General features: G+C 75.9%; 17 protein-coding genes. 6 read left to right on the top strand and 11 right to left on the bottom strand.

What is annotated here, in order from left to right; all coding sequences use genetic code 11:
- The first annotated feature begins 2 nt into the window (after positions 1 to 2).
- Positions 3 to 2,672: an FAD/NAD(P)-binding protein gene (locus IF43_RS0117475; RefSeq protein WP_199922742.1), complete on the top strand. Its 2,670-nt coding sequence runs from the start codon at positions 3 to 5 to the stop codon at positions 2,670 to 2,672.
- A 122-nt stretch (positions 2,673 to 2,794) separates the two neighbouring features.
- Here IF43_RS0117475 and IF43_RS0117470 read toward each other — a convergent pair whose 3' ends face one another.
- From IF43_RS0117470 to IF43_RS0117455, 4 genes are all read right to left on the bottom strand, one after another.
- Positions 2,795 to 3,871, bottom strand: a complete 1,077-nt coding sequence (locus IF43_RS0117470; RefSeq protein ID WP_051795534.1) for a bifunctional transcriptional activator/DNA repair enzyme AdaA — start codon at positions 3,869 to 3,871, stop codon at positions 2,795 to 2,797.
- Between the two features lie 89 nt (positions 3,872 to 3,960).
- On the bottom strand, positions 3,961 to 5,583 hold the full coding sequence (locus IF43_RS0117465; RefSeq protein ID WP_063753349.1) for a class I adenylate-forming enzyme family protein: 1,623 nt from the start codon (positions 5,581 to 5,583) through the stop codon (positions 3,961 to 3,963).
- 16 nt (positions 5,584 to 5,599) lie between these two features.
- Positions 5,600 to 6,709 carry a 3-dehydroquinate synthase II gene (locus IF43_RS0117460; protein ID WP_030201010.1) on the bottom strand — a complete coding sequence of 370 codons (1,110 nt, stop codon included), beginning with the start codon at positions 6,707 to 6,709 and terminating at the stop codon, positions 5,600 to 5,602.
- Positions 6,706 to 7,593, bottom strand: coding sequence for a 2-amino-3,7-dideoxy-D-threo-hept-6-ulosonate synthase (locus tag IF43_RS0117455; RefSeq protein ID WP_078910251.1), 888 nt, complete (start codon positions 7,591 to 7,593; stop codon positions 6,706 to 6,708). The genes IF43_RS0117460 and IF43_RS0117455 overlap by 4 nt, the downstream gene beginning before the upstream one ends.
- A 189-nt stretch (positions 7,594 to 7,782) precedes the next feature.
- Here IF43_RS0117455 and IF43_RS0117450 point away from each other — a divergent pair, with 189 nt between their 5' ends.
- Positions 7,783 to 9,435, top strand: a complete 1,653-nt coding sequence (locus IF43_RS0117450; RefSeq protein WP_078910239.1) for an FAD-dependent monooxygenase — start codon at positions 7,783 to 7,785, stop codon at positions 9,433 to 9,435.
- Between the two features lie 199 nt (positions 9,436 to 9,634).
- A complete protein-coding gene (locus IF43_RS0117445; protein WP_030201003.1) occupies positions 9,635 to 10,537 on the top strand; it encodes an NmrA/HSCARG family protein in 903 nt (300 codons plus the stop codon).
- Between the two features lie 34 nt (positions 10,538 to 10,571).
- Here IF43_RS0117445 and IF43_RS0117440 read toward each other — a convergent pair whose 3' ends face one another.
- On the bottom strand, positions 10,572 to 11,246 hold the full coding sequence (locus IF43_RS0117440) for a TetR/AcrR family transcriptional regulator (protein WP_030201001.1): 675 nt from the start codon (positions 11,244 to 11,246) through the stop codon (positions 10,572 to 10,574).
- On the opposite strand from IF43_RS0117440, the gene IF43_RS41675 reads away from it, so the two are divergent.
- The gene (locus tag IF43_RS41675) at positions 11,245 to 11,601 is read left to right on the top strand and encodes a hypothetical protein (RefSeq protein WP_158939384.1); all 357 of its coding nucleotides are present in this window, start codon (positions 11,245 to 11,247) and stop codon (positions 11,599 to 11,601) included. The genes IF43_RS0117440 and IF43_RS41675 overlap by 2 nt on opposite strands.
- 74 nt (positions 11,602 to 11,675) lie before the next feature.
- Entirely contained in the window at positions 11,676 to 12,557 is an 882-nt protein-coding gene (locus IF43_RS0117430) for a VOC family protein (protein ID WP_030200996.1), read from the top strand.
- A 115-nt stretch (positions 12,558 to 12,672) separates the two neighbouring features.
- Here IF43_RS0117430 and IF43_RS42750 read toward each other — a convergent pair whose 3' ends face one another.
- The 6 genes from IF43_RS42750 to IF43_RS0117395 form a co-directional block, all read right to left on the bottom strand.
- Positions 12,673 to 13,590, bottom strand: coding sequence for an Ada metal-binding domain-containing protein (locus tag IF43_RS42750; protein ID WP_234332231.1), 918 nt, complete (start codon positions 13,588 to 13,590; stop codon positions 12,673 to 12,675).
- The gene (locus IF43_RS0117415; RefSeq protein ID WP_078910238.1) at positions 13,587 to 14,375 is read right to left on the bottom strand and encodes a 2OG-Fe(II) oxygenase; all 789 of its coding nucleotides are present in this window, start codon (positions 14,373 to 14,375) and stop codon (positions 13,587 to 13,589) included. Before IF43_RS0117415 ends, IF43_RS42750 begins: the two co-directional genes overlap by 4 nt.
- Positions 14,372 to 14,881, bottom strand: coding sequence for a methylated-DNA--[protein]-cysteine S-methyltransferase (locus tag IF43_RS0117410; protein ID WP_030200989.1), 510 nt, complete (start codon positions 14,879 to 14,881; stop codon positions 14,372 to 14,374). Before IF43_RS0117410 ends, IF43_RS0117415 begins: the two co-directional genes overlap by 4 nt.
- 238 nt (positions 14,882 to 15,119) lie before the next feature.
- A complete protein-coding gene (locus IF43_RS0117405) occupies positions 15,120 to 16,721 on the bottom strand; it encodes an Ada metal-binding domain-containing protein (protein ID WP_037888968.1) in 1,602 nt (533 codons plus the stop codon).
- Positions 16,722 to 16,848: 127 nt separating this feature from the next.
- On the bottom strand, positions 16,849 to 17,616 hold the full coding sequence (locus IF43_RS0117400) for a 2OG-Fe(II) oxygenase (protein WP_234332228.1): 768 nt from the start codon (positions 17,614 to 17,616) through the stop codon (positions 16,849 to 16,851).
- A 110-nt stretch (positions 17,617 to 17,726) separates the two neighbouring features.
- Complete coding sequence (locus IF43_RS0117395) at positions 17,727 to 18,467, bottom strand: TetR/AcrR family transcriptional regulator (protein WP_030200977.1); 741 nt, start codon at positions 18,465 to 18,467, stop codon at positions 17,727 to 17,729.
- 183 nt (positions 18,468 to 18,650) lie between these two features.
- On the opposite strand from IF43_RS0117395, the gene IF43_RS0117390 reads away from it, so the two are divergent.
- Positions 18,651 to 20,222: an MFS transporter gene (locus tag IF43_RS0117390; RefSeq protein ID WP_078910236.1), complete on the top strand. Its 1,572-nt coding sequence runs from the start codon at positions 18,651 to 18,653 to the stop codon at positions 20,220 to 20,222.
- Positions 20,223 to 20,306 lie beyond the last annotated feature (84 nt).

Below are 20,306 nucleotides of genomic sequence, written 5' to 3'. Positions count from 1 at the left end.
ACGTGAGTCCAGTCCGTGAGCGGTACACGGTGGCCGTCGTCGGCGCCGGTGCGGCCGGCACGCTGACCGCCGTCCACCTCTGTGAGACGGCCGCGCGCCGCCGCACCCCCATCGACCTCTTCATGATCGACCCGGCCCCCGAAGCGGGCCGCGGCACCGCCTACTCCACCCGGGATCCCGGACACCGCCTCAACGTGCCCGCGGGCGGCATGAGCGGCTACCCCGACGACCCCGGCCACTTCACCCGGTGGCTCTGTCGCCACGGCGAACCCACCGTCACCGCCGCCCACTTCGCGACCCGCTACCGCTACGGCGCCTACCTCGCCGACACGCTCGCCCAGGCCATCGTCCGCGCGCACGGCACCGTGTCCGTACACCGGCTGACCACCCGCGCCGAGCACGTCGCCGGCGCCCCGGACGGCGGGGTGACCCTGCAGCTCGCCGACGGGACGCGGCTCGCCGCCGACGTCGCGGTCCTCGCCACCGGCCCCGCCGCGGCGACCGCGGCCTGGGCCCCCGCCCAACTGCGTTCCGCCGCCCGCTTCATCGCGGAGCCCTGGGCCGGCGGCGCGCTGGACGGACCCCTCGCCGACGACAGCGACGTCCTCCTCGTGGGCACCGGCCTGACCTCCGTCGACCTCGCCCTCACCCTCGAACGCCCCGGCCGCACGGTGCACGCCGTGTCCCGCAACGGCCTGGTGCCCCAGCCGCACACCCTGACCCCGGCCGGCCCCATGCCCGCCCCGGAAGGCCTCCACGACTCCTCCTTCGAACAGCTGCGCCGCAGCGTCTACCGCCACATCGCCCGCTCCGTGCGCCTGCACGGCGACTGGCGCCCCGCGCTCGACAGCCTGCGCCCGCACACCGCGGAACTGTGGCGCCGCCTCACCCCCGAGGAGCGCGCCGAATTCCTCGCCCGCGACGGCGCGCTGTGGAACACCCACCGCCACCGCATGGCGCCCGCCACCGGCGAGTCCATCGCGCGCGCCCGCACCGCGCGCCGCCTGGCCGTCCACGCCGGCACCGTCACCCGCGCCGACGTCCGCGCCGACGGAACGCTGGACGTCGGGCTCTCCGGCGGGCGCGACCTGCACGTGGGCTGGGTCCTCGACTGCACGGGGCCGGGCCCGCGCCTGGAGGACCCCGTGTGGCGCTCCCTGTTCGAAGCCGGCGCCGCGGTGCCCGGTCCGCTCGGCATGGGCGTCGCCACCGTCGACGGGCGCCTGCTCGACGAGGCAGGGGGCACCGGCCTGCCCGTGTACACCCTCGGCGCCCCGCGCCGCGGCGAGCTGTGGGAGACCACGGCCATCCCCGAGATCCGCGTCCAGGCGGCGGACCTGGCCCGGGAGCTGCTCGCACCGCTCGCCCCCCGGCGCCGGACCGCGCGCCGCCCGCTCGACGGGCACGGCCTGGCCCTGTCCACGCACGCCGAGGCGGCGGCCGCCTACCGCACCGGCCTCGACCGGATCCTGAAGGTCCGCTCGGGTGCCGAGGACTCCCTCACCCGCGCGGTCGCCCTCGACCCCGGCTTCGCCCTCGGGCACGCGGCCCTCGCCCTGCTGGGACACGAGTGCGGAGCCGCCGTCGACGTACCCCGGGCCCTGGCGGAGGCCCAGCGCTGCGCCCGGGAGCGGGCGTGCGAACGCGAGCGCTCCTTCGTGGAGGTCGTCAGCCGCCGCGTCCACGGGGACGACGGCGACGCCGCCCTCGTACGGCACCTGGAGCACCACCCGGCCGACGCGCTCGCCCTCGCCGTGGCCGTGCCCACTATCGCCTTCTCCGGCGTCGACGACCTCGACGACGACTACGCGCTGCGCCTGGTCGAGCAGACCTCCTCGGCGTACGACGGCCACTGGTTCCACACCTCCCTGCTGGCGTTCCTGCGCCAGGAGCAGGGCCGCCTGTACGAGGCCGGCGAACTCGCCCACCGCGCCCTGGCCGCCGAGCCCGCCTCCGGGCACGCCGTGCACGCGCTCGCCCACGTCCACTACGAGACCGGTGCGCACCGCGCGGGCCGCGACTGGCTGGAGCGGTGGGTCTCCGGGCGGGGCCGCGGCGCCGTGCACCGGGCCCACTTCTCCTGGCACATCGCCCTGCACGAACTGGCCCTCGACGACCCCGCCGCCGTACGCAAGCGCTGGTTCACGCAGCTCGCCCCCGGCCGGGTGACCGGCGTACGGGCCCTGGTGGACTCGGGGTCGCTGCTGTGGCGCGCCCGGCTCAGCGACAGCTGGCGCGGCGACCTGCCGGCCGCGGACGTCCTGGACGCGGTGGAGGCGGAGGTCCTGGAACGGCCCGCGACCGCCTTCACCGCCCTGCACTCCGCCATCACCCTCACCGCCGTGGGCGACCTCGCCGCCCTGCGCCGGCTGCGCGACCACGCGGCGGCCGCCGACGAGGTCCAGCGCGAGGTCATCGCCCCGCTGTGCGAGGCGTTCGCCGCGCTCGTCGAGGAGCGCTTCCACGAGGCCGCCCGCGGCCTCGACGCGCTCCTGCCCGTCCTGCGGCGGGTCGGCGGCAGCGCGGCGCAGCGCGAGGTCGTCGAGGAGACGCTGCTGTACGCGCTGACGGCGGACGGTCGCTGCGACGCGGCGGCCCGCCTGCTGGACGCCCGCCTGGAGCGTACGCAGGCCCCCCGGGACCGGCGCATGCGGGCGGGCCTGCCGGGCTGAGGGCGCCCCGGCGCCGCAGCGGGGCGCGGTGCCGCGCGGCGACGCGGTGGGGTGCCGCGCGGGGGCGGCGACGCGGTGCGGTGCTGGGCGGTGCGGGTCGGGGTGTCCCGAGGGGACACCCCCTAACCCGCCCGCAGGCCCGCGGCGTCGCCGGTGGTGGCGGTGCCGGCGGGTGCGGGGGTGGACATGGACGCGGACGCGGACGCGGGCGCGGACGTCAGGTGGTCGTGGACGGCGTGGCGGACGACCTCGTCGCGGCAGGTGCGGACCACCCGCCGGGGGAGGAAGGCCGCCAGGGCCGGTTCGGGAGGCTCGGCGCGCTGCAGGGCCCGCTGGACCAGGGAGGACAGGGCGGCGTCGGCCGGCGCGTGGCGGGCCTGCGGGAAGAGCGCCGCCAGCCGGTCGCGGGCCCGGTCGCCGGGGCGGTCGTCCAGCACCGCGCACACGCCCCGGTCCGCCACCGCCACCAGGACCGGCCCGGCCGCGGTCGCCCCCACCGCCGAGCGGACCGCGACCCCGGCGCCGCCGGCCCGGAAGGCCTGCGGGGCCATGCCGAGGATCGCCCCCGAGACGGCGTAGAACTGTCCGTTGGTGTTGAACCCGGCCCGGTAGATCGCGTCCGAGACGGTCCGCGCGCCGCCGAGGAGCTCCTCGCGGACCCGGCGCGCCCGGACGGCCGTCCAGTACGTGTACGGGGTCACCCCCGTCAGGGACTTGAACATCCGGTGGAAGTGGAACCGGCTGTACCCGGCCGCCTGCGCCAGTTCGTCGAGGTTCGGCGGCACGGCCGCGCCGTCCATCAGGGCACAGGCCCGGGCCACCGTGTCGGCGTAGTGCCGCTGCGGGTCCGGTTCGCCGGGATGGCAGCGCCGGCACGGCCGGTAGCCGCGGGCCCGCAACTCCGCCAGGGAGGTGTGGAACTCCACGTTCTCGCGGCGCGCCGACCGGGCGGCGCAGGAGGGGCGGCTGTAGATGCCGGTGGTCGTGACGGCGTAGTAGAACACCCCGTCGGCCGCCTCGTCCCGCTCCAGGACCGCCCGCCAGCGCTCGTCGTCGCTGGCGTACGCGGGGGCGACCGTGGTTTCGGCGGTCGTGGCGGCGGTGGCTGTGGCGGCCGTGGTGGGGGCGACCGTGGTGGGGGCGGCTGTGGTGACGGTGGTCGGGGCGGTGACGGCGGTAGGGGTGGCGGTGGTGGTCACGTCGATCGGTCGTTTCGTGTCGGTCCGGGTGGCGGGGGCCGGTGCGGAGGGTGGTGCGGCGGCCGGTGCGGCCCTCGGTGTCGGCGCGCTCACCGGCGGCGCCCCGCCGCGACGGCCGGGCGCGGGGCCCAGCCCCGCTCGTGCAGCCGCGCCCGGTCGCGGAGCACCTTGCCGCTCGCCGACCGCGCCAGCTCCGGCACCACGTGGAAGCGCCGCGGTGCCGAGCGCTCGCCCAGGAACCGCCGGCACCAGGCCGACAGTTCCGCGGGCCGCAGCTCCGCCGTCCCGGCCACGTGCGCCTCGACCGGGTCCGGCCCCAGCACCACCGCCTCGCGGACGTGCCGGTGGGCGCGCAGCACCTCCTCGATGTCCAGCAGGTCGGCCCCGGACGCGGCCCGCCCGGTGCGGCCGCGCAGCCGCAGCGCACCGGTGGCCGGGTCGCGGGCCACCAGGTCGTGGGTGGCCAGCCAGCCGTCCGCCCACACACGGTCCGCGGCATCCACGGCACCCGCAGGACCCGCGGCACCCGCGTCCCCGGCGGATGACGCCCCGTGAGCCGACGGCCCGTAGACGGACGGCCCGTAGACGGACGGCTCGTCAGCGGAAGGCCCGTAGGCGGAAGCCCCATCGGCGGACGGCCCGGGTGCGGACGGCCCGTGTGCGACGGGCCCGTACGGATCCGGTGCCTCCGCCAGCCGCACCTGCAGCGCCCCGCCGACCACCCGCGTACGCACGCCCGGCACCGGTACGCCCAGTGCGCCGGGCCCGTGCCCGCCCGCGAGGTCGGTCGCGACGATGCCGGTCTCCGTGGTGCCGTACGCCTGCCCGACGAGCACCCCGTACCGGCGCGCGAACGCCCCGGCCACCGCCCCGGGCAGCACGTCCCCGCCCGAGACCGCCAGCCGCAGCCGCTCCAGCCGCACCCCCGCCGGGGCCCCGGCGAGCACCCCGAAGTGGCGCGGCCGTCCCAGCACCACGTGCGCCGAAGCGGCCGCCTCGGTCACCGCGTCGGACTCCGCCGACGCGGGCAGGACCACCGTCGCGCCCACGGCGAGGGCGTGCAGCACCCCGCCGATCAGCGCGAACGAGTGCGCCACCGGCTCCAGCACGGCCACGCTCTCGCCCGCCCGCGGCATCAGCGGCAGCGCGCCCAGCCGGCGCACCTCCGTCAGCAGCGACCCCGGCGTACGGCCGGCCGGCTTGGGGCGGCCCGTCGTACCCGAGGAGAACTGCACCAGCCGGTGCGCCGTGGCGGCGGGCCGGCCGCCGGGCCTGCGCCGCACCAGCACCTCGCACTCGGGCACGAAGCGCTCCTCGTCCCCGTGCGACTCGCCCAGCGTCACCACGTACTGGGGGCGCGCCAGGTCCAGCAGCGCCGCCCGCTCCGGCCCGCTGAGGGCCGGCTCGAGCAGCAGCACCTGCGCGTCCAGGGACCACAGCGCGAGGACCGACCACAGGTGCGTGAAGCCCGGGCTGCCGTGCAGGGCCACGGTGGCGCCCGGCCGGATGCCGTGGCAGGACAGGGTGCGGGCCAGTCGCGCGGTCTCGGCGCGCAGTGCGCCGAACGTCACCGACTGGCCGCCGGCGGCCGCCGACCGGGCCCACACGGCCCCGTCGGCGCCGCCGGCCAGCAGCCGCGCACCCCACCAGCCGGCGCCCTGCGGGGCCGCGCCCCGCAGGCCCTGCCTCCGACGTGCGTCGTCATCGCTCATCGAAGGGCTCCGGTCGCTACTTCTCGACGCAGAACTCGCCGACCGGCCAGCCCACGTGGCGCTTGTCGGTGGCGACGTGCCCGAGGACCTGGTCGCCCTTCTTCAGCTCGGTGACGTTGAGCACCGCGGCGCCCGGGCCCAGGACCCGTACGTGCCAGTCGTCCTGCACGATCAGGTTGACCTCGACGCCCTCCGGCGAGGTGGCGTGGATGCTCAGCAGCGGTCGCGACTCCAGCTTGATCCGCCCCACCGTGATCCGGCGGGTACGACCGTCCGCGCCCACCGCCAGCACCGCGCTGCCCGCCTTCAGCTCGCTCAGGTAGTTGGTGCGGTTGTCCTGGCCGAAGGCGTACGAGTGCAGGGCGCCGGCGTTGATGCGGAACGGCCGGGTCGGCATGTAGGGCAGCGGGTGCGTCTCGCTGACGCACAGGACGAACCCGTGCGCGTACGAGCCGATCAGCATGCCCTCGTCCTTCTCGAAGTGCGAGGTGGTGTCGATGCACACGCGGTCGCCCAGGCCCAGGTGCTCGATGCGGTCGACCGTCAGGGTCGTCAGGTCCAGGTCCGGGGTCTTCACGCGCAGCGCCTCGACCAGCTCGAAGACGTCGTCGGCGGTGCGCGGGGCGATCAGCACGCCCTCCGAGCCCTTCTCCAGCACGTCGATGATGACCTTGGCCTCCTCGAGGTCCGCGGCCCGGCAGACGAGCTGCCCGGGGGAGCGGTCGGCCGCCGCGATCACGATCTCGAGGGGGATCTTCGTCGGGTCCTTGAACTCCACGAGCGTGTACGGGAGCGCGATCGCGGTCTCACAGGCCAGCGTCAGGGTCGGGTCGTCGACGACGTTGACGCGCCCGGCGATCTGCTTCTCGCCGGACTGGTGGCGGGCCCGCAGCTCGGCCAGGCCGTCGTGGCCGGCCACGTCGCGCAGCACGATCAGGTCGTCCAGGCCCTGGTCCGCCGGCACCTCGGCACCGGCCAGGATGCGCTTGACCGTGGCCGGCAGGGTGGCGAGCAGCGCGGGGTCGTTCGAGACGATGCCGTCGACCCGGGCGTGGATGGCCGCGTCGACCACCGCCTCCCGCTGCTCGGCGGACACGGAACGGACGTCGATCCAGGCGAATTTCATCGGGCACCTGCCAGTTCGGGACGGGATTCGGGACGTTCGTGACGGGGGGCGGAGGGGGTCCCCTGCGTGCTCGTGCTTGCGGTCGTGTCCGTGGTCGCGTTCGCGCCGCCCGCCGCCGTGTCGTGGGCGGGGGCGTGGACGACGGCGGAGAGCTGGCGGACTGCCTCCCGGGGGGAGGGGCTGGTGAACACGCGGCGGCCGACGGCCAGGCCCGCGCAGCCGTTGGCCATGGCCGAGGAGGCGAAGGACGTCAGGCTCTGCTCGGAGCCGCCGCCGCCGGCCACGATGATCGGCAGCGGGGAGCTCGCGACCACCTCCGCCATCCGCTCGGCCGGGGCGGCCAGGACGGTCTTGACGATGTCGACGCCGAGGTCGGCGGCGATGCTCGCGACGTGCGCGAGGAGGTCGGGCCGGGTGGGGTCGTCCACCCGCGGCCCGCGCGGGTAGATCATGGCGATCAGCGGCATGCCCCAGCGCTCGCACGCGGCCGCCACGGCCCCGAGGTCGCCCAGCTGCTCGGCCTCGGTGTCCGAGCCGATGTTGACGTGCACGCTGACCGCGTCCGCGCCCAGCCGTACGCACTCCTCGACGTCCCCGACGAGCACCTTGGCGTCGACGTCGGGCGCGTGGTTCGTGCTGGCGCTCAGGTGGACGACGAGCCCGGTACGGGCCAGCAGGGCCGGCGGGATCAGCCGCGCCCGCCCTTTGTGCACCACCACGGCGTCCGCGCCGCCCGCCGCGATGTCCGCCACCAGGTCCGGGAAGCCGGCCGCGGGGACGATCGGCCCGTCGGAGACGGAGTGGTCGAGCGGGATGAACAGGTACCGGCCGTCACCTCGGCGGGACAGGCGCGCCAGGCGCACCGCCTTCCCGGACAGCGGCATGGTCGTCATGACGCACCCCTTCGTTCGCGACAGCTCCGTCTCATGGCAGGAGCGTGGCAAGGGCCTCTGAAGAATCGAGCCAAGGGCGGGCGGGGCGGGGGACCGGCGGGGGTGCGGGGGCGGTGCCGGCAACCGCGCGGCGCCCCGCGGTGTTCGACGTACGACGCACCGGCGACGAGGGGAACCACCATGCGGGACCAGCGGGACGGCCACGGCGGCGGCCACGGCAGCGGCCGTGACGACGGCCGTGAGGACGGCGGCCGGGACCGAACGGCGGGCGGGACCGCGGGGCCGGCCGTGGACACCGAGGTGGCGGTGGTCGGCGGCGGCCCCGTCGGCACCCTCCTCGCCCGCGAACTGGCCCTGCTCGGCGTCGACGTGACCGTCCTGGAGAAGCTTCCCAGCCCGGACGGGATCTCCAAGGCGAGCACCCTGCACGCCCGTACCGCCCAGACCCTCGACCGCCGCGGCCTCCTCGAGGCGGTCCAGCCCGGCCGCCGGGTGGCGTCCCGGGAGGTGCACGGCCCGGTTCCGTTCCACTTCGGGGCGATGTTCGACCTCGACCTGGCGCGGGTGGTCGACGAGGGGCCCGTACTGGTCGGCAGCCCGCAGGCCTACGCCCAGGAGGTGTTCGCCGCCGAGGCGGTCCGACTGGGCGGCCGGCTCCGCAGGGACGCCGAGGTCACCGGCCTCGAGCAGCATCCCGAGCACGTCGTCCTCACCACCCGGTCCGCCGACGGGACCGAGCGCACCCTGACCGCGCGCTGGGTGGTCGGCTGCGACGGCGCGCGCAGCGCCGTACGCCGCCTCGCCGGGATCCGCTTCCTCGGCGACGGGCCCACCGTGGCGGCCCTGATGGGCGAGGTGCGGCTGCTCGACCCGCTCGGCGCCCCGTCCGGCTGGCAGCGCACCCCCCGCGGCTGGACGCTGGTGTGGACCAACCCGTACGGCCTGAGCCGGGTGTGCACGTACGACTTCCGCGGGCCGCACCGGGACCGGCGTGCGCCCGTCACGCTGGACGAGCTGCGCAACGAGGTGGAGCGGATCGCCGGCCGGCCCGTGCCCATGGACGGCGCGGCGTGGATCTCCCGCTTCAGCGACGCGTCCCTGCAGGCGGAGCACTACCGCGACGGGCGGGTCCTGCTCGCCGGCGACGCGGCCCACGTGCACTTCCCGGCCGGCGGCCAGGGCGTCAACCTCGGGCTCCAGGACGCCGTGAACCTGGGCTGGAAGCTGGCCGCCGAGGTGCGCGGCCACGCCCCGCAGGACCTCCTGGACACGTACGGGAGCGAGCGGCAGCCGGTCGCGGCCGCCGTGCTGCACAACGTACGGGCCCAGGTCGCGCTCATGGACCCGGATCCGCGGGTCGACGCGCTGCGCGCGCTGTTCGCCCGGCTCATGCACATGGACGAGGTCAACGACCTGCTCAGCACCATGATCAGCGGGGTGGGGGTGCGGTACGACGTCGGCGCCCGGCGTGCCGATCCGCTCGCCGGACGGCTCGTTCCGAGCCTGCCCCTGAAGACCTCCGACGGCGCCACCACCGTGGCCGAACTGCTGCACCGGGGGCGGCCCGTACTGCTGGACCTCGCCGGCCACGTCGGCCTGCGCACCGTCGCCGCTCCCTGGTCGGACCGCGTCGACGTGGTCACCGCCACGCCGGACGGCGGCCGGGACGTAAGGGATGCACGGGACGGTGGCGACGGATGGGGGACGGACGCTGTCCTGATCCGCCCCGACGGGTACGCCGTGTGGTCGGCCCGGGGCACCACCTCGGACGCCGAGGCCCTCCGCGCGGCCCTGGTGCGGTGGTTCGGTCCGGAGGGGGTGGAGGGGACGTAGGCCGGCGGGGTGGAGGGGACGTAGGTCGGCGGGTGGGGCGGGCGGAGCGGCGGAGGAGGTGGAGGGCTCGGCGGCCCCGGAGCGGGGATATCTGCGCCACGCAGAATATTGCGCGACGCAGTAATCTCCCCTAGTCTTCTGCGTGACACAGATGATGCAGTATGCAGAGAAAAGTAGTCCGCTACCGAGGAGCCCCCCCGTGACCACCATCGCCGTCACCGGCGCCACCGGCGCCCAGGGCGGGGCCACCGCCCGCGCCCTGCTCGCCGCCGGCCACACCGTCCGCGCCCTCACCCGCCGGCCCGCCGCCCCCGCCGCCGAGGCGCTGCGCGCCCTGGGCGCCGACGTCCGCCGGGCGGATTTCGACGACCGCGCCTCCCTCGATGCCGCGCTCGCCGGAGCGGACTCCCTGTTCGCCGTCACCACGCCGTTCGGCACCGACATCGGCACCGAGGTGCGGCAGGGCAGGGCCCTCGTCGACGCCGCCGCGGCCGCCCGCCTCGGGCACGTGGTGTTCACCTCCGCCGCGCACGCCGACCGCGCCACCGGCGTCCCGCACTACGACAGCAAGTTCCTGATCGAGCGGCACCTCTACGCGTCCGGCCTGACCTGGACCGTGATCGGTCCCGCCGCCTTCATGGACAACTACGCGGGCGGCTGGTCCCTGGACGGCCTGCGCGAGGGCTCCTTCGCCTGGCCGATGCCGGCCGACCGGCCGCTCACCCTCGTCTCCGCCCGCGACATCGGCGCCTTCGCGGCCCTCGCGCTCCAGCGGCGCGACACCTTCGCCGGGCGCCGGATCGACATCGCCTCGGACGAACTCGACCCCGCCCGGATCGCGGCGGTCCTCGCGGCCGCGACGGGACGTCCGATCGCGCACCAGCAGGTCCCGCTGGACGTCGTCCGCGGCCACTCCACCGACCTGGCCGCGATGTTCGCGTACTTCGCCGCCTTCGGCCTCGACGTGGACCTGGCCGCGCTGCGCCGGGAGTTCGCCGAGGTCGGCTGGCAGTCCTTCGCCGACTGGGCCGCCACCCAGGACTGGACCGCCCTCCTGGCCGCCCCGGCCGGCGCCGCCTCCGCTGCTCCGGCGGTCGTCTGAGGCGTTCCCGGACCCCGACCGGAGCGCCGCCACGCTACTCGGGATCCGTGGCCGGGTAGTCGCCGAGGGCCGCGACGAGCAGGCCGTAGACGTGGTCCGCCTCCGGAGTCATCGCGGCCTCGATCTCGTCGTTGTCGAGTCCGGACAGGGTGAGCTCCTGAAGCCGCCGGAACATCAACCGCTCGGCCGCGGAGACCAGCGCGGCCGCCGCCCGGGGCGCGATGGCCGGCGCGGAGTCCAGGGTGGCCCCGGCCAGGGCCGTGGCGAGCGCCGCCTCACGCAGGTCGTGCAGTTCGCGCAGGCGTGCGCTGAGCGTGGGGCTGTCGGCGACCATCTGCGCGAACTCCCGGCCCGTGAACCCGGCCACGGGGCTGTGCTCGCGCAGCGCCGTGCGGAAGAACCGGCGCAGCGCCACCAGTGGGCCCTCGCCGGGCGCGCGCCGCGCCACGGCGCGCGCCAGGCTTTCGGTGAACGCCTCGTGGTGGTCGAGGGCGAGGTCCTCCTTGCGCGGGAAGTAGTTCGTGACCGTCTTCTTGGCCACTCGGGCCGCGGTCGCGATCTCGGCGATGGTCGTCTGCTCGAAGCCCTGCTCGATGAAGAGGCGGGTGGCGCAGTCGGAGATCAGCTGTCGCGTCTCCGCCTTCTTCGCCTCGCGCAGTCCCGGCGGCTCGGCGGGGGCGGTCGGCGTGCCCGATGGGTTCGTCGTCATGGAGAAATCTTACCCCGGTCGTAAAAATATCCTTGACGTGCTGATGCTCTCGATGCAAAGTTACTTCCGTCGTAAGAATAGGCTCGGGCGAAGGTTCGTGGTCAACGGTCGTCGACCGGAGACCCGGATCGCCGGGCACAACAGGAAGGACGTGTCGCCCTTGCGCCACACGCTCAGCTCCAGCACCACGCTCGGCACCACGGAGCTCGCCACGGCGAAGCTCGCCGCCGCGAAGCTCGCAGCCCAGGGCTCGGGCCCGGCGGCCGCCCGCAGGTACCCGGCCCGGGACCTGCCCTCCTCCGGTCGCGGCAAGGGCTTCCGCGCCGTCCACCGAGCACCTCGGCGGACGTACTGACCGAGCCCGTACGCGCCGCTGCCGCGCCGCACCCGTCAGCGCAAGTCCCAGCCCCAGCCCCGCAAGGAGCCGCCGTGAACGTCACCACCGCCACCCTCTCGCTGACCGTCGACGACGTGGACGCCTCCCGCGACTTCTTCACCACCCACCTCGGCTACCGGGTCGCCGCCGGCGCCGACGGCTTCGTGTCCCTGACCCGCGGTGACGCGGCGGCGGACGTGGTGCTGCTCCGCCGCGGCACCGAGGTCCTGCCGCCCGAGCAGCGCGACCGGCGGGCGGGCGGACTGATCCTCGCCCTCACCGTCGACGGCGACCTCGAAGCCGAGGAACGCCGGCTGCGCGAGGCCGGTGCGCCGGTCACCATGCCGCTGCGCGAAGAGCCGTGGGGCGAGCGGCTGTTCCAGCTGACCGACCCCAACGGCGTCGTCGTCCAGCTCGTGGAGTGGGTGCGGCCGGCTGCGGCGTCCGCGGCAGCAGCCGAGGCCGTCGGGGGCGCCACGGACGCAGAGAAGGCCGAGAGCGCCGAGAGCGCCGAGAGCGCTGAAAGCGCTGTGAACGTCCAGAGTGCTGAGGAGGCCGCCGCCCTGCACGTGATCAGTCCCGCACCCGAGCACACCATCGAGTCCCCCAACGCCCGGATGACCGGCCTGGCGGCCCCCAGCCGGGGCAGCGCGGAACTCAGCACCTGGAACGTCTCCATGACGGCCGGCCAGACCGGTCCCGAGCACTGCGTCAGCCGCGAACAGATCTGGACGGTCGCCTCCGGCACGCTCGAGGTGACCAGCGGCGGTGTCACCGAGAAGGTCTCGGCCGGCCAGACGCTCGTCCTGCCGCCCGGCATCGTCCGCCGGGTCCACGCCCCGCAGGACACCGAGGCCCACGTCGCCATGCGCGCCGACGGGGTGGCGTCCGTCCCCGGCACCGAGGGCACCCGCGTGATCCCCTGGGCCGAGTAGGGCACCGGCCCGCCTCGTGGGGTCCCGAGGGTCCCGCAACCACCCCCACACCGACCCCGAACCGCTTGGCCCGGGGTGCGGTCGGGGGAGTCGGGGCGCGGCCGGCCCCCGGTGCTCAACCGCCAGGGGAGGACACCCAGGTGCCCCGGACCTGCCAGGTGGTGCCGTCCGCGGCGGCGCCGCGCAGGCCGTGCAGGACGCCGGGACCTGCGAGGGCCGGGACGCGGGAGTCGCCGAGCGAGCCGAAGGCGTACGTACGGGCCGGGTCCCAGTCCGTGCTGTGCCGCAACCGGCGGGCCAGCTGGGCGAAGCCGACCCCGGCGGCCGCCACCACCCACGCGTCCGGGACCTCCGCCGTCAGGCGGCGGGCGGCGCGCAGCCAGGACGCCGCCGACTCCGGCCACGTGACCGTGGCCAGGATCCGGCCGCCGCGGGCCTCCCAGGCCGTGGCGAACGCCCGCGCGGCCGCCGCCGAGGCCGGGTCGCGGCCGTGGCCCACCACGACGGTGCTGATCCGGGAGCGGGGGACCGTCAGCAGGCCCAGCAGGGCGGCCAGTTCGGCCTCCGTGTGCGGGGTCGGCGCGGGAAGCTCACCGTGCGCCGCGGACTCGCCGGCGGGGAGGAGCGGGCTCACCCGCGGCCCGGGACCTGGTGAGGCCCGCAGCGTCTCCCACGGGCTCGGCGGCGGTCCGGATCCGTGCCCCGCCCGCGGGGCGGTCGGCCGCCCGGCCGCCCGTCCCGACCCCGCTCGCGGAACCACCGGGTGCCCCGACCCGGAGGCCGCCTTCCAGGCCCGGTAGCGTTCCGGCAGGCACACGGCGCACGGCCGGTAGCCGGCCGCCACCGCGCTCGCCTCGTCCGCGAAGAAGACCCGCTCGCGCACGTACCCCCCGCGCGCCAGCGCGCGCAGCGCGCTCGGGCAGTCCAGCCGCCCGTACAGCCGACCGCGCCGGTGCCCGCCCAACACCCCTGGCACCGCACTGCGGTACGGCCGCCCGTCGGGGCCCAGCAGCACGTACCCGCCGCCGCTCATGACGCGTCGTGGAAGACCAGGCCGAGGGCCCGCCGCCGGCCGGAGCGCACCGTGCTCACCCCGTGCCGGACCGCGCCCGCCGACCAGCCGCGCGCGGTGGCCACCGGCCGGTCCCGGGTCGTGAAGACCAGCCCGTGCCCCTGCCGCAGGACGCTCGACGTGCCCCGCGACTGGGCCCGCGGCCGCTGCTCGACCAGCAGGAACTCGCCGCCCGTGTAGTCGGTCCCGTACGCGTCCAGGCCGATCACGACCTGGAGCGGGAAGACCAGGTCCCCGAACAGGTCCCGGTGCAGGGCGTTCCAGTCGCCCTCCCCGTACGAGAGCAGGATCTGGGCCGAGCGGTCCTGGCCGCCGGCGTGGCAGGCCGCGAGCCACTCGTCCAGGTCGTCCGGCCAGGGCGAGGGCCGGCCCAGCCGGGCCGCCCAGTCGCGCGCGACCGGCAGCAGCCGCGGGTACAGGGCCGCCCGCAGCGCGGCCACCGGCTCGGGCAGGTCGTGGGTGAAGTACCGGTACTGGCCGGAGCCGAAGCGGTGGCGGGCCATGTCGACGGTGGTCCGGAACAGCTCCGGCCGCTCGTACAGGGCCGCGACGTCACGGCACTCGGCGGGGGTGAGCAGCGGACCGTCGGTCGACGCGCACCCGTGCGCGTCGAGTTGGGCGGCCAGGGCCGCCCAGTCGCAGGCCCCGACCCGGTCGGCGAGCTGCTCCCGGACCGCCCCGGCGGGTGCGGGTGAGGCCGGGTGCGAGTGCGAGGGTGAGGACGCGGCAGCCGGTGCGTACGTCATCCCGCCAGCACCGAGCCCTCGATGGCCAGCAGCGTCTGCTTGCGCTCCAGGCCGCCGGCGTAGCCGGTCAGCGAGCCGTTGGCACCGATGACGCGGTGGCAGGGGCGCACGACCAGCAGCGGGTTCGCGCCGATCGCGGTGCCGACCGAGCGCGAGGCGCTGCGCGGGGCGCCGATGCGGTCGGCGATCTGCCCGTACGTCAGCGTCGTCCCGTACGGGATGGCTTCCAGGGCCCCCCACACGTCGCGCTGGAACTGCGAGCCCGAGGGCACGAACTCCAGCTCGAACTCGGTCAGGCCGCCGCCGAAGTAGGCGTCCAGCTGGCCGGCGGCGTACGCGAACGCGGCGTCGTCGCGCACCCAGCCCGGGCGGACCGCGGCCGCGCCCTTCTGCCCCTCCATGGACAGCGACACCAGGGCGACACCCCCCGGCGCGCCCGCGGACTTCTCCCCGACCAGCAGCAGCGTGCCCAGCGGGCTTTCCAGCGTGGTGTATCGCGTGGTCATCGTCTCGGTTCCTTTCGTTCTGCCTCCAGACTCGCGCGCGCGGCACCGGAAGTCTGGCGGCTTTCGGACGTCGCATTCCCGCGACCGCCCGCGCCGGCGCGCCACCGCCGCCCCGCCCGCGACCCGGCCGCCCCCGCCGCGACCCGGCCGCCCGCCGCGGCCGACCCGGCTGCCGGGCCGACTCGGCCGCCGGCCCCGCTGCGACGCCCGGCGGTCCCTCCCCCGGGGCGCGGGCAGCTCAGGGTGCCGCTGCCGCGGCCCAGAAGTGGTGCATCGCGTACGAGCGCCAGGGCCGCCAGCGCTCCGCCTCCTCGGGTGCGGAGCCGGAGCGGCGCATGCCCGCGCGCACCGCGACGTCGTTCGACAGCAGCACGTCCGGGTCCGACAGGGCCCGCATCCGGATGTAGCCGGCGGTCCACGGGCCGATGCCCGGCAGCTCCAGCAGGGCCTCCTCGGCCGCCTGGCGGTCCGCGCCCGCGTCCAGCACCACCGCGCCCCCGGCCAGGGCGCCGGCCAGGGCGCGCACCGCCGCGCGCCGCGCGGCCGGCATCCCGAGCGGCGCCAGGTCGGCCTCGGCGAGCTCCGCCGGACGCGGGAAGAGGTGCGTCAGCCCGCCGCTGGCGCGCTCCAGCGGTTCGCCGTAGGCCGCGACCAGCGCGGCCCCCAGCCGCCGGCCGGCGGCCACCGACACCTGCTGGCCCAGGACCGCCCGTACCGCCAACTCGCCGCCGTCCACCGCGCCGGGCGAACGCAGCCCCGGCCGCTGCGCCACCAGTCCCGCCAGTCCTGCCGCCCCCGCCAGTCCTGCCGCTCCCGCCGGTCCGGCCAGTCCCGCCGGTCCCGCGGCCGTGCCGCCCGGCCCGGCGCCGAGCCGTTCCTCCACCGCGTACGGGTCCGCGTCGAGGTCGAACAGCCGCCGCACCCGCTGGCTCGCGGTCGTCAGGTCCCGCAGGTCACTCAGGTGCAGCCGGCACTCCAGCCAACCCTGACCCGCGACCGCGCCCCGCGCCGGTCCCGCGCCCGGCCCGTCGGCGTCCGGCCCCGTCCCCGGCCCGGGGGCCGGCTCGCGCACCTCGGCGATGCCGGTGCCGTACGGGAGCCGCAGCGTGCGGCGGTAGAGGCGGGCCCCGCGCCCTCCGGTGACCTCCTCGATCCCGGGGACCGCCCGCCGCTCCAGGTAGTCGAAGACTTCCGCCGCCGCGTACGCCCCCCGGTACGCGAGCCGCCGGGCCACGCCGCCCGACCCGTCGGGCGCGGCCACCGGTCCGAACCGGGTGGACCGTGCGGGTCGGGCCGCGCGCAGCTCGCGCGGGGTGGCGGCGTAGATCCCGCGGATCGTGTCGTTGAACTGCCGGATGCTGGTGAACCCCGCGGCGAAGGCGATCTCCGAGGCCTGCAGGTCGGTGGTCTGGAGGAGGATCCGGGCGGTGTGCGAACGCTGCGAGCGGGCCAGCGCGATGGGACCCGCGCCGAGTTCGGCGTTGAGCTGCCGCTGCACCTGGCGCGTGCTGTAGCCCAGCCGGGCGGCCAGGCCCGACACGCCCTCGCGGTCCACGATCCCGTCGGCGATCAGCTGCATGGCGCGGCCCACCACGTCGGCGCGCAGGTTCCACTCGGCCGAGCCCGGCACGGCGTCCGGGCGGCACCGGCGGCAGGCGCGGAAGCCGGCACCCTGGGCGCCGGCGGCGGTGGTGAAGAAGCGGACGTTGGCCCGCTTGGGGGTGGTGGCGGGGCAGCTGGGGCGGCAGTAGATGCCCGTGGTGGTGACGGCGAAGAAGAACTCGCCGTCGAAGCGGGCGTCGCGGCCGCGTACGGCCGCGTACCGGCCGTCGTCCGTCAGCCCCGTCAGCTCGGTCAGCCCCGTCAGTCCCGGCGGCCCCGACTGCCCGCCGGGCCCCGGCTGCCCCGGCTGCCCCTTCGGGCGTCCGGAGGTCCTGTCCCGTCCGGCCTCCGGCGGTCGCAGCGTCTCAGCGCGCATGATGGAAGATCACCCCCAGGACGTACCGCACCCCGTGCCCCACCTCGCCGCTGCCGTGGCGTACGGCGTGCCGCCGTACGCCCTGCGGGCCGTGCACCGGACGCTCCCGCACCGGGAACACCACGCCCTGCCCGAGTCCCGGCCGGACCACCACGGCCCGCGACTGCGCGCGCGGCCGCTGCTCCACGAAGACGCTCTCGCCCCCGGTGAAGTCCGCCTCCGGATCGCTGAGCAGCACCGACACCTGGAGCGGGAAGACCAGTTCGCCGTACACGTCCTGGTGCAGCGCGGCGTACCCGCCGGGGCCGTAGCGCAGGATCAGCGGGGTCGGCCGCAGCTGGCCGCGCTCGGCGCACCGGGCGTGCAGGGCCGCCAGCCGGTCGGGGTACGCCGGCTCGCCGAGCAGCCGTGCCCACCGGTTGGCCGCCCGGGCCAGCCCGGGGTAGAGCTCCTCGCGCAGCCGCCGTACGAGGGGCAGCGCGTCGGGGTCGGCGTAGTACCGGTACGTGCCGCGGCCGTAGCCGTGCCGGTCCATCTCGACCGTCGACCGGAACAGGTCGCGCCGCTCGAAGGTGGCCGCCAGCTCCGCGCACTCGGCAGGGGTCAGCAGCGGGGGCGTCACCGCGGCGCCCCGCTCGTCGAGTTCGCCGTACAGCCGCTCCCAGTCCGCGGCGGTCCAGCCCACCGGCCCCCCGACCGGTGGGCCGGCCGGTGTCGGATCGGCCTCGGCCAGGTCGAACAGCGCCCACTCGCTCACGGCGCCCACCCACGGCGCGACACTACGGTTCCCACCACCCCATCCTGCCCCCGGCGAAGGAGGTCCGCTGGCGGGTTTCGGACACGGTGCTCGGGCGGCTCGGGGTGGTGCTACTCCGGCAGGCGCAGGGCCAGGCCGTCGAGGATGACCTCCAGGCCGTAGGCGAACTTGGCGTCGCGCATCGCGGCGGGGTCGCCGGCGGTCTCGGCGGCGGCGGCGTAGCCGGCCTCCAGGTGTTCGTGGCCGGCCACGGCCTTCTGGGCGTCGGGCAGCAGCCGTGCGATCAGGCCGGCCTCGGTGTCGCCGGAGCGCTCGACGGAGGTCAGCCAGGCGGCCTCGGAGGTGCTCATCCCGATCACGTACGTCAACACCGTGTCGATGGCCCGGCTCGGTTCGGGGAAACCGACGGCGGTGACCAGGGCGGACAGGCGCTCCACGTAGGCCATGAGGTTGGGGCCGAGGTAGGCGAGGCCGGCCTGGCCGAGGACGGACGTGAGCCACTTGTGGCGCAGGGCCGTGTCGCGGAAGGCGCCGGCGGCCTCGGTGACCGCCGCCCGCCAGTCCGGGCTGTCCGCCGGGGGCACGGCGATCTCGCCGAAGACCTCGTCCACGGCGAGCTCCATCAGCTCGTCCTTGGTGGCCACGTGGCGGTAGAGGGAGGTGGCGCCGGCGTTCAGCCGGGCGCCGAGCTTGCGCATGCTCAGGGCGTCGATGCCGTCGGCGTCCAGCATCGCGACCGCCTCCCGGACGATCGCGGCCCGGCTGAGCGACGGCTGGTCGGGGCTGCTCGGCCGGCGGGCCCAGACCGACGGGATCGGGTTCCGGGGGGTGGTCGTCCTGGTGGTGGCCATGGGGGGCCCCTTCCTCACGGGGGTAGCGGCATCACTGGGTGGGGTGGCTGCATCACGGGGGGCATCCACGCGAACAGCGTGCGCAATCAGCGTACAGCGTTATCGGATTGCGTACACCGTTCCGCTATGCGTACAGTGTGCGCAGCACCGGAACAGTGTGCGCAACCGGAGGGGGACCCCGAGATGCAGTCAGAGAACCGAGATCCGCGGCGCTGGTGGATCCTGATCGTGCTGTGCCTGAGCACGCTCGTCCTGGTGGTCGACAGCATGGCCCTGACGGTGGCCGTGCCCGCGATGGCCGAGGACACCGGTGCGAGCGCCCAGGACGTCCAGTGGATCCTGGACTCCTACATCCTGGTGTTCGCCGGACTCCTGCTGACCTCCGGAAGCCTCGGCGACCGCTTCGGCCGCCGCAAGGTGATGATCATCGGGCTGCTGCTCTTCGGAGCCGCCTCCCTGGCCGCCAGCTTCTGCACCGGCCCCGGCGAGGTCATCGCCGTACGGGTCGCCATGGGCGTGGGCGGCGCGCTGATCATGCCCTCCACCCTGTCGATCCTCATCACCGTCTTCGACGAGGCGGAGCGGCCCAAGGCGATGGCCGCGTGGGGCTCGGTCTCGATGCTCGGCCTGGTCGGCAGCCCCGTGCTGGGCGGCGTGCTGATCGACCGGTTCTCGTGGCACTCGATCTTCTTCATCAACGTCCCGGTCGTCGCCCTGGCCGTGCTCGCCGCCCTGACCCTCATGCCCGAGTCGAAGGCCCCGTGGCAGAAGGCGGACCCGCTGGGCGCGATCCTGTCCGCCGCCGGCATGACCGCCCTGATCTGGTGGATCATCGAGATCCCGCAGCACGGAGCCTTCAGCGGCCGGTCCGCCGTCACCCTGGCCGTCGCCGTCGTCACCCTCGCCGGCTTCGTGGTCTGGGAGAACACCACCGCCTCGCCGATGGTCCCGTTGGTGCTCTTCAAGCACCGCAACTTCAGCGGCGGTTCGCTCTCGCTGGCCCTGGTCCAGATCGGCAACGGCGGTCTGCTGCTGGTGCTCACCCAGTACCTGCAGTTCGTCCTCGGCTACTCGCCCGTCAAGGCCGGCCTCGCCTTCGTCCCGCTCGCCGTCGCCGCACTGCTCGGCAACGGGATCGGTGCCAAGTCCGCCGCGCGGTACGGCAACCGGGCCCTGCTGCTGACCGGCATGGGCCTGATGGCCGGCTCCTTCGCCCTGCTGACCACCGTCTCCGCCGACTCGGGGTTCACCGTCCCGGCCGTCGCCCTCGGCCTGCTCGGCCTCGGCGCGGGCATCGCGATGCCCGCCGCCGTGGGCGCCCTGATGAGCACCATCCCGGCCGAGAAGGCCGGCGTCGGCTCCGCCCTGAACGACACCATCCAGCAGGCCGGCACCGCGCTGGGCATCGCGATCCTCGGCTCGCTCCTGAGTAGCACCTTCGCGAACGAGATGCCGGCCGGGGCCCCTGAGCAGGCCAAGCAGTCCATCGGGGCCGCGCTCGCCGTCGCCCAGGGCGACGCGGGCCTGGTCCGGGCCGCCAAGGAGGCCTTCGCCGACTCGATGTCGACCACCTTCACCCTCAGTGCGATCGGCGTGGTCGCGGCGGCGGTCCTCGCCGGGCTGGTGATGCGGGATGCGAAGGCGGCGGCCTCAGGTGAGGGCGAGGGCGAGGGCGAGGCTGAAGGTGCAGGAGCGGACGCCGAGGACGCCGAGGACGCCGGGGACGCCGTCCGGCCGTCCGAACTGACCGCCTGACCCGGCCGGCTCCGGCCGGCACGAACGGCGGGTGGCCCCCTCCCACGACCGGGAGGGGGCCGTCGGCCGTCGTGCCGTCAGGCG

This window comes from Streptomyces sp. NRRL S-87 (assembly GCF_000719335.1).
Classification (GTDB): Bacteria; Actinomycetota; Actinomycetes; order Streptomycetales; family Streptomycetaceae; genus Streptomyces.
This window is presented reverse-complemented; position numbering and strand designations above follow the sequence as displayed.